This window comes from Vibrio sp. 10N.261.54.A5, from assembly GCF_041471145.1.
GTDB classification, from domain to species: Bacteria; Pseudomonadota; Gammaproteobacteria; order Enterobacterales; family Vibrionaceae; genus Vibrio; species Vibrio crassostreae_C.
Genome location: NZ_JBFRNU010000020.1, coordinates 154013 through 167870 on the forward strand (window position 1 = coordinate 154013; position 13858 = coordinate 167870).

6 protein-coding genes and 1 riboswitch are annotated in these 13858 nt (G+C 44.4%); of the genes, 4 read left to right on the forward strand and 2 right to left on the reverse strand.

The window, feature by feature from the left end:
- The first annotated feature begins 50 nt into the window (after positions 1-50).
- A complete protein-coding gene (gene uvrA, locus AB4329_RS06210; protein WP_372137839.1) occupies positions 51-2882 on the forward strand; it encodes an excinuclease ABC subunit UvrA in 2832 nt (943 codons plus the stop codon).
- Between the two features lie 96 nt (positions 2883-2978).
- On the forward strand, positions 2979-4742 hold the full coding sequence (locus AB4329_RS06215; protein ID WP_372072813.1) for a PglL family O-oligosaccharyltransferase: 1764 nt from the start codon (positions 2979-2981) through the stop codon (positions 4740-4742).
- Positions 4743-4854: 112 nt separating this feature from the next.
- Here the strand turns inward: AB4329_RS06215 and AB4329_RS06220 are convergent, their stop codons facing one another.
- The gene (locus AB4329_RS06220; protein WP_017061337.1) at positions 4855-5994 is read right to left on the reverse strand and encodes an alanine--glyoxylate aminotransferase family protein; all 1140 of its coding nucleotides are present in this window, start codon (positions 5992-5994) and stop codon (positions 4855-4857) included.
- Positions 5995-6170: 176 nt separating this feature from the next.
- Positions 6171-6348, forward strand: a riboswitch (Lysine riboswitch).
- 108 nt (positions 6349-6456) lie between these two features.
- On the opposite strand from AB4329_RS06220, the gene lysC reads away from it, so the two are divergent.
- On the forward strand, positions 6457-7824 hold the full coding sequence (gene lysC, locus AB4329_RS06225; RefSeq protein ID WP_372137841.1) for a lysine-sensitive aspartokinase 3: 1368 nt from the start codon (positions 6457-6459) through the stop codon (positions 7822-7824).
- Between the two features lie 114 nt (positions 7825-7938).
- Here lysC and metH read toward each other — a convergent pair whose 3' ends face one another.
- Positions 7939-11616: a methionine synthase gene (gene metH, locus AB4329_RS06230; protein WP_017068719.1), complete on the reverse strand. Its 3678-nt coding sequence runs from the start codon at positions 11614-11616 to the stop codon at positions 7939-7941.
- Positions 11617-11785: 169 nt separating this feature from the next.
- Between metH and AB4329_RS06235 the strand changes: the two genes are divergently transcribed.
- Complete coding sequence (locus AB4329_RS06235; protein WP_017061334.1) at positions 11786-13066, forward strand: sodium:proton antiporter; 1281 nt, start codon at positions 11786-11788, stop codon at positions 13064-13066.
- Positions 13067-13858 lie beyond the last annotated feature (792 nt).

Genomic DNA, 13858 nt, shown 5'->3' on the forward strand with positions numbered 1-13858 from the left:
TCTCACTCTATGTAATACTTTAGCCACTTAAAATTACATGGTCTATTGAGATGGATAAAATAGAAATTAGAGGCGCTCGTACGCATAACCTCAAAGACGTCAACCTAACCATTCCACGTGACAAACTGACTGTCATCACCGGATTATCGGGGTCAGGAAAGTCGTCACTTGCGTTTGACACACTCTACGCAGAAGGTCAGCGTCGTTATGTTGAATCTCTGTCTGCTTACGCTCGTCAATTTCTATCTCTTATGGAAAAGCCTGATGTCGACCATATTGAAGGTCTATCTCCAGCTATCTCAATAGAACAAAAATCGACTTCACATAACCCTCGCTCAACCGTCGGTACCATTACCGAAGTCTATGATTACCTCAGATTATTGTATGCGCGAGTAGGCGAACCTCGCTGTCCAGACCACAACATCCCTCTAGCAGCACAAACCATCAGTCAAATGGTCGATAAGGTCTTAGAACTGCCTGAAGGCTCAAAGATGATGTTGATGGCACCGATTGTCAAAGAGCGCAAAGGTGAGCATGTTAAAACACTGGAAAACTTAGCTGCGCAAGGCTTTATCCGAGCCCGAATTGATGGTGAAACCTGTGATCTATCCGATCCACCAGCACTTGAACTTCATAAGAAGCACACCATTGAAGTTGTGGTAGACAGATTCAAGGTTCGTCCTGATCTTCAACAGCGTTTAGCCGAGTCATTCGAGACCACATTAGAGCTCTCTGGCGGTATCGCTGTCGTCGGCTGGATGGACGAAACGGATCAAGAAGAGATCGTATTCTCTGCTAACTTCGCTTGTCCTAAATGTGGTTACAGCATGCAAGAGCTTGAGCCTCGCCTGTTCTCATTTAATAACCCGGCAGGAGCATGTGGTACGTGTGATGGTCTTGGTGTTCAACAGTATTTTGATCCAAGCCGAGTGATTTTAGATGAGAACCTAAGCATTGCTGAAGGTGCGATAAAAGGTTGGGATCAAAAGAACTACTACTATTTCCAAATGCTAACGTCGCTATCAGACCATTATGGTTTTGATCTGTATGCGCCATTTAATTCTCTACCGAAAAAGACTCAAGAGATCATTCTAAAAGGATCAGGTCGTACTGAAGTGGAATTCAAGTACATCAATGACCGAGGTGATATTCGGGTTAAGCGTCATCCATTTGAGGGCATTTTAAATACCTTAGAGCGCCGTTACCGTGATACTGAATCGAGCGCAGTGCGTGAAGATCTTGCTAAATACATCGCAACCAAATCGTGCTCTAGCTGTGATGGCACTCGCCTGAGATTAGAAGCTCGTAATGTTTTCATTGGTGATACAACACTTCCGGAAATCGTTGAACTTAGCATTGCTGACGCACTACAATTTTTCCAAGAATTGAAGCTAGACGGTCAACGTGGGCAGATCGCAGATAAAGTGATGAAAGAGATCAATGATCGTCTGCATTTCTTAGTCAACGTTGGTTTGAACTACCTTAACCTATCACGCAGTGCTGAAACGCTGTCTGGTGGTGAGGCGCAACGTATTCGTTTGGCGAGCCAAATCGGTGCCGGTTTAGTTGGCGTTATGTATGTACTTGATGAGCCATCAATTGGTCTCCACCAGCGCGATAATGAACGTCTATTGCAAACCTTAATTCACCTGAGAGACTTAGGTAATACGGTACTTGTTGTGGAACATGACGAAGATGCAATTCGTTGTGCTGACCATGTTATCGATATCGGTCCAGGAGCAGGGGTGCACGGTGGTCACGTGGTGGCAGAAGGTACCATGCAAGACATCATCGAAAACCCGAACTCCTTGACAGGCCAATACCTGAGCGGTGCTAAAGAAATTGCAGTGCCTGAAAAGAGAACGCCTATCGACAAGAAAAAGGTCGTCGAGATCGTTGGCGCAACGGGGAACAACCTAAAGAATGTGACCGCGACAATTCCTGTTGGCTTGTTCAGTTGTATTACGGGCGTATCAGGTTCGGGTAAATCAACGCTTATCAACGATACCTTCTTTAAAGTCGCCCACACTCAATTAAACGGTGCCACGACTGCAGTTCCAGCAAAGCACAAAAAGATTAAAGGGTTAGAACATTTTGATAAGGTAATCGACATAGATCAAAGCCCTATCGGTCGTACACCAAGATCAAACCCTGCGACCTACACAGGGATTTTCACCCCTATTCGTGAACTATTCGCGGGCACTCAGGAATCACGTTCTCGTGGTTACAAGCCAGGTCGATTCAGCTTTAACGTTCGTGGTGGTCGTTGTGAGGCTTGTCAGGGAGACGGCGTAATCAAGGTAGAGATGCACTTCTTACCCGATGTGTATGTGCCTTGTGATGTGTGTAAAGGTAAGCGCTATAACCGTGAGACTCTAGAGGTCCGCTACAAAGGTAAAACCATTGACGAAGTTCTAGAGATGACTGTGGAAGATGCTCGTGAATACTTCAACCCGGTACCTGTTATCGCTCGTAAACTGCAAACTTTAATGGACGTTGGCCTCTCTTACATTCGCTTAGGACAAGCAGCTACAACCTTATCTGGTGGTGAAGCTCAGCGTGTTAAATTAGCGCGTGAACTGTCTAAACGAGACACGGGAAAAACCTTATACATTCTCGATGAGCCAACAACAGGCCTTCATTTCCACGATATCCAGCAGCTACTGACGGTATTACATAGACTGCGTGATCACGGTAATACAGTTGTCGTGATTGAGCACAACCTAGATGTCGTTAAAACAGCAGACTGGATCCTAGATCTTGGCCCAGAAGGTGGGCAAGGTGGTGGTGAGATTGTTGCAGAGGGTACACCTGAAGATGTGGCGTTAGTCGAAGGTTCACACACTGCTCGCTTCCTTAAGCCTATGTTAAATTTGAAGTAGGTGTAAAATAGCGCCCTGCGGGCAGACAGAAAAATGTTAAAGTAACAGAGCTTGTTTCAGAAGGAACAAGCTCTGTTTTTATAAGGTTAGGGATTTATGGCAACAATACACACTAGCGGTACTCAGCTAGAAAATCAGATCACTCAGCTACCACTCAACAAAGCATTTCTGGCTTCTTTAGCTGTTGTATTCTTGTTAGCTATGCATTTTTTTATGCCGAATCCTGGTGGTTCGGGCCTTGCTCTATCCTTTAACCCTACCACTTGGCTAGCGCTAAGCTTCACGCTAGCGATTGGCTTTTACCAACTCGCGACCAATCGAGTACTCAAGTATTCCAAATTAACAATTGGCTTGTTGATTAGCTGCATCATACTCACGCTACCCATTTTATACAGCAATGCTGCACCTCAAGGAGCGTCAGGACGCTTGCTTGGATTGTGGGCGGGCTTTGCCTTATTTGTGGTGCTGCAGCAATTTAAGTTCAGCAATAAACACAAGCAACGTATGTTGTGGTTCATTGTACTTGCTGTTGTTATACAAGCACTATTTGGCTATGTGCAATATTTCTTATTAGAACCTGGCAACCTATTTGGCTACAACACTTCTGCAAACCGACCATATGGGATATTTCAACAACCGAATGTAATGGCAAGCTTTCTTGCTACTGGTTTTGTGCTGTCCGCTTACCTTTTAGCAAGGCAGCCGGCTAAATATAACCATAAGATCAGCGAATCATTCCTACTGTATTTAACTCCAACCTTAACCGTGCCCTTGCTGATCATCATTGCATCACGTACCGGATGGTTGGCCGCTGTCATTGGGTTTATCTGCATTCTGCCCTATCTATACAAGTTCTCGACCAAGAAACGCTTCTACGGATGGTGCGCATCAGTGCTCGTCGGTGTCGTCGTCGCTTTTTCGGTGATCAGCCTAAGTGCGACTGATAGCCTCGCTAGCAAGAAAGCGAACCTAGAAAGCCCGCGCGCTTATACGTTCCCGCAAGCTTTAGATATGATGATCGAAAAGCCATTTACAGGTTATGGTTACGGGAAATTTGAGTCTGAATACACGCTATATACAGCTCGCCAACATCAACTCAACTCGAACTATCATCCAGGTCTTCCTTCAATGGATCACCCGCACAATGAGTTCCTGTTTTGGGGAGTTGAAGGGGGGATTGTACCAATCATCGGAATCTTGATTGCTGCAATATTGGTGATGTCACGCATAACAAGTTCAGCAAAGGGAACACGTCTAGCCCTGCTCGCGTTATTTATCCCAATCCTTTTGCACTCTCAACTTGAGTATCCTTTTTACCACTCGGCGATTCACTGGATAACATTCATTATATTGATTTACTGGGTAGATCAGCGCTCTTCCCGACATTATCAACAGTCGTTCAGTATCATCAGCAAGACCCTATTTAGAGTGTTGAGCTTAGTGCTCCCTATTTTGGTCAGTTTTTATATGTTGAGCGCCCTGCACACCAACTATGTACTGACTAAGTTTGAACTGTCTAAGCCGAAAAATCCGGACATTCTTAAGCAGGTAACGAACCCAGTGGTGTGGAAAGATCGCTACGATTGGGATATATACAGCACTTACCTTAATATCGGCCTCTACAAAGCCGACCCGAGCCTTATACAGCCTTACATCGATTGGTCACTGGAGATCATTAAGAGCAAACCAAGACCGGCTTTCTACAGCAATCTGATTCTGGCGTATCAAGGCCTAGGAGAAGAAAGTAAAGCAGAGCAAATTCGTAGCGAAGCGAACTTTTTATTTCCAAACAGAGACTTTTCAAAGGTTCAGTATAAGAAAGTGTCACAAGCAGAAGATAACGTTTCGTCTGCAGAATAATGTTAAGAATTCGCAACGCAAGCTTCACTTAGTAGGCAGTAGGAGCTTGGGGTAGATACAAAAAAGCGCACGATCTCTCGTGCGCTTTTCTTTTTAATTTCAGTTCATGCAGCTACTTCAAAACATCTTTTAGCGCTTTTAGGCACAACGCGACATTCTCTTTACGAGCACCGTAACCCATTAGGCCGATACGCCATGCCTTACCAGCCAAAGAGCCAAGCCCAGCACCGATTTCAAGATTATATTCTTCTAAAAGCTGCGTTCTGATCTTAGCCTCATCAATTCCTTCTGGGAAATAAAGTGCATTAAGCTGCGGCAGGCGGCTCTCTTCATCAACCACAAACTTTAACCCTAGAGCTTCTACGCCTTCTTTAAGCTCTTGGTGCATCGCATGATGACGAGACCACGCATTATCTAAGCCTTCATTTTTCAACAAAACCAGCGACTCATGCAGAGCATAAAGGCTGTTCACGGGTGCGGTATGGTGGTAGCTACGCTTACCTTCTCCACTCCAGTAACCTAATACTAAACTTTGATCCAAAAACCAGCTTTGCACTGGTGCTTTACGGGCTTTCATTTTATCAACCGCACGCTGAGAGAAAGTCACTGGAGATAGCCCTGGCACACAAGACAGACACTTTTGGCTGCCAGAATAAACCGCATCAAGCTGCCACTCATCAACCAGCAATGGCACACCACCTAATGATGTCACTGCATCAACAATCGTTAACGCATCAAACTGACGAGCGACAGCAGAGATAGCTTGAGCATCAGATAACGCTCCGGTTGATGTCTCTGCATGCACAAATGCAACAGCAACGGCATCGGGGTTTTCTGCCAATGCTTGTTCTACCTTTTCAACTGAAACGGGCTTGCCCCATTCGTCATCAACAAGGATGGCTTCGCCACCACAACGCACCACGTTTTCTCGCATACGCTCACCGAAGACACCGTTACGACAAACAATCACCTTTTCACCAGGCTCAATCAAGTTAACAAAACAGGTCTCCATACCCGCACTGCCCGGAGCAGAAACGGCAATCGTAAATTCGTTTTCAGTCTGAAAAGCGTATTTAAGAAGCTGTTTAAGCTCGTCCATCATCGCAATAAACAGCGGATCTAAGTGACCTATGGTTGGACGGCTCAAAGCCTGTAACACTTGAGGTGAGATATCTGAAGGACCAGGTCCCATTAACGTTCGGTGTGGTGGATAAAAGCTATCGATAGCAGTAGTGAGTGGTAAATTAGACATGTACATCCCTTACGTTAATGTTGTGAACAATCCACCCTAAAGCAAATTGATTACCTCAGCAATTAGCCATAAGTATTGAGGTCAAACCACTGTCACATAATTGTTAAAATTATTTTTCAATTATCTCAAGTTACGGATTGACATTGTTACCACAAAAACGTTCAATGAAACGGCTATCTAGCAGAAGAGGAGCACTGCCCAGGCAGATGTTTTGTGGAACCGCATTTCCAATACAAAACATTTATGGGGAGCAGTGCCGAGATAATAAAAGGATGCAGGACCTTTATTATCGGTTGAGCGGGCTGAATCCCGTCAACTGTCGCCATTTCTATATGGTGAAGAGCTTCTGAGGTTACTATTCTAATAATTCCTCTCTTTTTGCTCTAAAACTCTCTTCGAAAAACATCGGACGTTGGATTACCCAACCGTAATTTTATTTTAGGAAGTCGTGGGAGATATATCGTGAGTGCATCTAATGTAGCTGGTTCTTTTAATGTCGCTAAGTTTGGTGGAACAAGTGTTGCCAACTTTGAAGCAATGAGCCGTTGTGCTGCCATTATTGAAAACAACTCAAACACGAAACTGGTCGTGAGTAGTGCATGCTCTGGTGTCACTAACTTGCTGGTTGAACTAGCAAATGGTGTTCAAGACAAAGCTCGTCGTCAGGAACTAATGGCGCAATTAGCGGACATTCACAACGCAATTCTTGACCAACTCGCAGATCCAATCAGCATCGAAAAAGAAGTCCACAGCATTCTTGATGACATTGCGAGCGCGGCAGAGGCCGCATCATTCCAAACAAGCACTAAACTGACCGATCACCTTGTCGCATGTGGCGAGTTGATGTCGACACACCTTCTTGCTCAAATCCTTCGCGAACGTGGTACATCCGCGGTTCGCTTCGATATCAGAGAAGTGATGCGCACTAATGATGATTTTGGTAAAGCCGAACCTCAACTAGAAGATATTGCCGCTCTAGCGCAACAGAAACTTATTCCACTTTGCCAACAACAAGTTGTCGTTACACAAGGTTTTATCGGTGCTGATAGCGAAGGCAACACCACGACTTTAGGCCGCGGTGGCAGTGATTACTCAGCAGCATTGATTGCCGAATCTGTAAAGGCGATTGGTCTAGAAATCTGGACGGATGTTCCGGGTATTTACACCACTGACCCTCGTATTGCACCTAAAGCTTCTCCTATCCCAGAGATCAGCTTTAGTGAAGCATCGGAAATGGCAAACTTTGGTGCGAAGATCTTGCACCCATCAACTCTAGTACCTGCACTACGCCACCAAATACCGGTATTTGTCGGCTCTTCTAAAGCGCCAGAGCTCGGTGGAACTTGGATTCGTCAAGAAGTTGAGAGCTCTCCTCTATTTAGAGCGCTTGCCCTACGCTGCAACCAAACCATGGTTACGCTACGTAGCGCTAATATGTTCCATGCCTATGGCTTTTTGGCAAAGGTATTCGAGATCCTTGCTAAACATAAGATCTCGGTCGATCTTATCACCACTTCAGAGATCAGTGTTTCACTAACACTCGATCAAACCGATACCTCTGGTGGTGCTCCTGAGTTACCTGAAGCCGCTCGCCTTGAGCTTGAAGAATTGTGTTCCGTGGATATTGAGCACGACCTATGCCTTGTTGCACTGATTGGTAACAACATGAGTGAAAGCAAAGGCTATGCGAAGCAGGTATTCGGCACTCTTGAGGATTTCAACCTACGCATGATTTGTTACGGAGCAAGCCCACACAACCTGTGTTTCTTGCTAGATGAATCTGTTTCTAAGTTGGCGATTCAAAAACTGCACCAAGAATTGTTTGAGTAAAAATGCGTTTATCACCAACAGATAAATAACTAAATCTCAGATACAAAAAGGGTTGCGATTAAGCAACCCTTTTTCTTTTTTACTATACGAATCAAAGCTCGTCGTAGATTCAAACTAGTTAATGTTTGGACCTAACCACTTCTCGGCTTCTAACATGTCCCAACCTTTGCGGTCAGCATAGCTATCCACTTGATCCTGTTGAATCTGTGCAATAGCAAAGTATCTAGCATCAGGGTGTGAGAAATACATACCAGACACTGAGGCACCAGGCCACATCGCGTAGCTTGTCGTTAATGACATATCGATTGCCTTTTCAACGTCCATCAGCTCCCACAACGTACCTTTCTCTGTATGCTCTGGGCAAGCAGGGTAACCTGGAGCTGGACGAATACCTTGGTATTTCTCTCGAATCAAATCGTCGTTAGACAAATTCTCATCTGGCGAGTAACCCCAGATATCCTTTCTCACTTCTTTATGCAGGTACTCCGCGAACGCTTCAGCCAATCGGTCAGCAACCGCCTGAATCATAATCGCGTTGTAGTCATCGCCTTTCGCTTTATATTCATCAGCCAGCTCTCGCTCACCAATACCACCCGTCACCGCAAAGCCACCAATCCAGTCCGCTTTACCGCTTTCTTTTGGCGCAATGTAATCTGACAGGCAATAGTTAAAACCTTTTGGTTTCTCTGTTTGTTGACGAAGATTGTGTAGAACTTTTAGAACTTCGGTACGAGATTCATCGGTATACACCTCAATATCATCACCAACACTGTTCGCTGGGAACATGGCACACATGCCACGCGCTTCAAGTAATTTCTCTTTCTCTACGCGATCCAGTAAATCATTAGCATCTTTGAATAAACGTTTTGCCTCTTCACCCACTTCCTCATGATCAAGGATTGCAGGGTATTTACCAACCAATGACCATGTCATAAAGAATGGAGTCCAATCGATGTACTGACGCAAAGTTGCCACATCAAAATCATTGAAAATGTGCACTCCCGGCTTAGCGGGTGCCGGTGGCGTATACGCATCCCAATCGATAGCAACTTTATTGGCACGAGCTCTTTCAAGCGTGACAGGCTTGGTACGAGGCTTCTTACGATTGTGCTGATCTCGAACGCGATCGTAATCGATATCCAGCTTCTCAACGAAAGCGGGTTTCAATTCATCAGAAAGTAGTGAAGTACAAACACCCACTGCACGCGAGGCATTATTTACGTATACAACAGGTTCTGAATAATTCTGCTCAATCTTAACTGCTGTGTGAGCTTTAGATGTGGTTGCGCCGCCAATCAGAAGAGGCAGCTTGAAACCCTGTCTCTCCATTTCTTTAGCAACATGTACCATTTCATCAAGAGACGGTGTAATCAGCCCAGACAGGCCAATAATGTCGACATTCTCTTCTTTCGCTACCTTGAGAATCTTCTCGCAAGAAACCATCACACCTAAGTCGATAATTTCGTAGTTATTACACTGTAAAACCACACCAACGATATTTTTACCGATATCGTGAACGTCACCTTTAACGGTCGCTAACAAAATCTTACCGTTAGTTGCGCCCACTTCTTTGGATGCATTAATGAATGGTTCTAAATGGGCAACCGCCTGTTTCATCACACGCGCAGACTTTACAACCTGTGGTAAGAACATCTTACCTTCACCAAACAGGTCACCAACAACGTTCATTCCGTCCATTAGAGGACCTTCAATCACTTCAATAGGACGAGAGGCATTAACACGAGCTTCTTCGGTATCTTCAACAATAAAGTCGGTGATACCTTTTACCAAAGAGTGCTCCAAACGCTTCTCTACAGGCCAAGTTCGCCACTCTAATGCAGATTTATCTTCAACCTTACCAACAGCACGCTCTAGGTATTCGGTCGCCATATCCAGCAATCTTTCAGTCGAATCATCACGACGGTTTAGTACCACATCTTCAACAGCATCACGCAGATCTTCTGGAACATTATCGTAAATTTCCAACTGACCAGCGTTTACAATGCCCATATCCATACCGTTTTTAAAACAGTGATATAGGAATACCGCGTGAATAGCCTCACGGACGTAGTTATTACCACGGAATGAGAATGAAACATTCGACACACCGCCAGAGATCATCGCATGCGGGAGATCGCGTTTGATGTCTCCTACTGCTTCAATGAAATCAACCGCATAGTTATTATGCTCATCGATACCAGTAGCCACTGCGAAAATATTCGGGTCAAAAATAATATCTTCTGGTGGGAAACCGACTTCATCAACAAGAATGTTGTAGGCATTGGTACAGATTTCGACTTTACGCTCTCGAGTATCAGCCTGCCCGACTTCATCAAACGCCATCACGATCACAGCAGCACCATAACGACGAACTAATTTGGCTTGCTCAACAAACTTCTCTTTGCCTTCTTTTAGAGAGATTGAGTTAACGATGCCTTTGCCTTGAATACACTTTAGGCCAGCTTCGATAACTTCCCACTTAGAAGAATCGACCATAACAGGTACTTTCGATATTTCAGGTTCTGAAGCACATAGATTCAGGAATTTAACCATACACGCCTCGGCGTCTAGCATCCCTTCATCCATGTTGATATCGATAATCTGAGCGCCATTTTCGACTTGCTCGCGAGCAACACTCAATGCTTCGTCGTAAAGCTCTTCTTTGATCAAACGCTTGAAACGCGCAGAACCAGTGACATTGGTCCGCTCACCTACATTCACGAACAAAGATTCTTTAGCTATCGTCAGTGGCTCTAGTCCCGAAAGACGACAAGAAACTGGTAAGTCTGGCAATTGACGCGGCGTTACACCTTCAACGGCCTCAGCCATTTGACGGATATGCTCTGGAGTAGTACCACAACACCCACCAATTAGGTTCAAGAAGCCACTTTCAGCCCACTCTTTAACATGTTCAGCCATATCCTCAGGAGAAAGGTCATACTCACCAAATGCATTAGGCAAACCCGCATTAGGGTGAGCAGAAACATTGCACTCTGAGATACGAGACATCTCACCGACATACTCACGCAGTTCATCAGGGCCCAATGCACAGTTCAATCCAAATGAGATTGGTTTTACATGACGAAGGGCGTTGTAGAATGCTTCTGTCGTCTGTCCTGAAAGGGTACGACCTGATGCGTCAGTGATGGTACCGGAAATCATCACTGGAAGAGCAATACCCACCTCTTCAAAAACAGATTCAACGGCAAAGGCACACGCTTTCGCGTTTAACGTATCAAAGATAGTTTCAATAAGAATTAAATCTGAACCGCCCTTAATGAGCGCGCGAGTCGATTCAGAATAGGCTTCAACCAGTTCGTCAAAGCTAACATTACGGTAACCTGGATCGTTTACATCAGGCGAGATAGAACAAGTTCGGTTGGTAGGGCCTAATACACCCGCGACGAAGCGAGGTTTATCTGGGGTCTTTGCAGTCCATTCATCAGCTGCTTCACGAGCAAGCTTGGCAGCAGCAAAGTTAATCTCTTCACTAAGGCTTTCCATATCGTAGTCGGCCATAGCGATGGTTGTAGCGTTAAAGGTATTGGTTTCGAGGATGTCAGCCCCAGCTTCCAAATACTCCATATGGATATCTTTGATAAGCTTAGGCTGTGTAAGAACTAAAAGGTCATTGTTGCCCTTTAAGTCACTGTGCCAATCAGCAAAGCGTTCACCACGATAGTCTTGCTCTTCCAATTTATAATCCTGAATCATGGTGCCCATGCCACCATCAATCAGTAAAATTCGTTGCTTCAACAGAGCGTCAATCTTTTGCCTTACATTACTTCCCACGGTACAACCTCATTCCTTTAATTATCCCTCCATCCTATCACACATTAAAAAGGAGTCTAGACGTCTAAAAAAGGAAATTGATTACTGAGTCATGACAAAAAAATGTTTGCTATTTGAGCATGAGACAACGAAAATTCATATTCATACTTTGTTACATGTTGGAATCCCAATGTCGGTCTATTACACCTTATGCTTCTTGTCCGCTGCAGCCATGCTTATTGCTTTCGTGAATACAAAAATTGGTAAAATGCAGACAACCATCGCCATCACAGCTGGCTCAATGATGTTATCTCTATTGATTATCATTGCGGGACAAAATAATTGGTTCCAATTGGCAGACATTGCCTCAGAGACCGTTGCCAGTATCAATTTTGAAGATTTCCTTCTAAAAGGGATATTAGGATTCTTACTATTTGCAGGCGGTTTGGGAATCAAATTACCAAACCTAAAAGACCAGAAATGGGAAATAACAGTACTCGCGTTAGGTGCTACGCTGTTTTCAACATTCTTTATCGGTTTTGTGCTGTACGGGTTTTGCCAGTTCATCGGTATTCAATTTGATCTGATTTACTGCCTACTCTTTGGCTCGCTAATCTCTCCAACCGATCCCATCGCCGTGCTAGCAATAGTAAAGAAACTCGACGCTCCCAGAAGAATCTCTACTCAAATCGAGGGAGAATCTCTATTCAACGATGGTTTTGGCTTAGTTATCTTCGTAACCCTATTTACTATCGCATTCGGCACAGAAGCGCCAACCGTCGGTAGTGTGACCATGCTATTCGTTCAAGAGGCGATTGGCGGCATTGTCTATGGTTTTGTTTTAGGTCTTGTATTCCACTACCTAATCAGCAATACCGATGACCACTCGATGGAGTTGCTATTAACCATCGGCATCCCAACTGCTGGTTATGCGTTTGCTGAAGTTCTACATGTATCAGGCCCATTAGCGATGGTGGTATCAGGTATCATGATTGGTAACTGGACTCGCTTTATCGGATTCTCGAAAGAGAGTGAAGATCACCTAGATCATTTCTGGGAGTTGATAGATGAATTCTTAAACGGCGTATTATTCCTACTAATTGGTATGTCGATGCTGTTATTCAAATTCCACCAAGAAGACTGGATCTTAATGGCGTTCGCAGTCCCTCTAGTATTGAGTGCACGTTACTTGAGTGTTTTCTTGTCTTACATCGGATTTAAACGCTTTAGAACTTACAACCCGTGGTCGATTAAGATTCTAACTTGGGGTGGTTTACGCGGTGGCTTAGCACTAGCCATGGCACTTTCAATCCCTTCAGGTATCTGGGTAATTGAAGACAAAGCAATAGATGTAAAAGAGATAATCCTTGTCATGACATACGCCGTTGTTGTGTTCTCTATTCTAGTTCAAGGCTCAACAATCACTCCTATGATAGAGAAAGCAAAACAAGCAGAGAAAGAGCTAGATTAACACCTAGATAGATCAACCAAAGCCGCCTACTTTAGGTGGCCTTTTTTATACCCAATGAAAGTCAAACTCACCAATTCCCATACTGGAGCTATCGCTGAAAGATATGCGTGGAACATAGAGCTCATATCGATATTTGATACCGCTAATATTTGAGTAATCGAAAGCCTTAATGTGGGTGGACAGAACTCTTTAAGGAGCTTAAGTCATACAGAGAATTAGTTCTTCTGCCCACTCGCTAGTCTACCCAATAACCCACTCTCAAGTTATATAAGCTTCAATCGAAAGGCTTCACCTTTCACCTGGAAACAAAAATAACGGGACTCAACGTCTCGCTAGAATAGCGTTAGTTATTAACAGGACTACGGAGCTAGATGAGTGGTGAACAGAAAGCTTTAGCTTTGAACTAAGTCATTAAATACAGCAAGGCTGCACTAAATCAGTGTTCGATAGAGATAGCTAAAGGAACACATGGTACTTCAAGTGATACTTGTAAAAATGACAGGAATAAAAAGCGCTAGCATTTCTGCCGAGACGTGCAGACTAGAGTCTTAAATATGGCAAGGCTGGAATGAGTAGGCACTCCGGAGATTCGAGCACGCAGGTGAGCTAGGAGCGCCTAGTTATCCCAACATTACTTCGTAGAAGCAGCAGATACAAAAAAGCCCCAGTATTTCTGCTGAGGCTTAGTATATGGAAAGGTTGGAGGTTTAGACTCCCAACACGCGCTGTTTTGGTAAGTAGGAGAATCCGCGGCTTTGCTAATGGCGTATATTATACCAATCCGGAAAATTA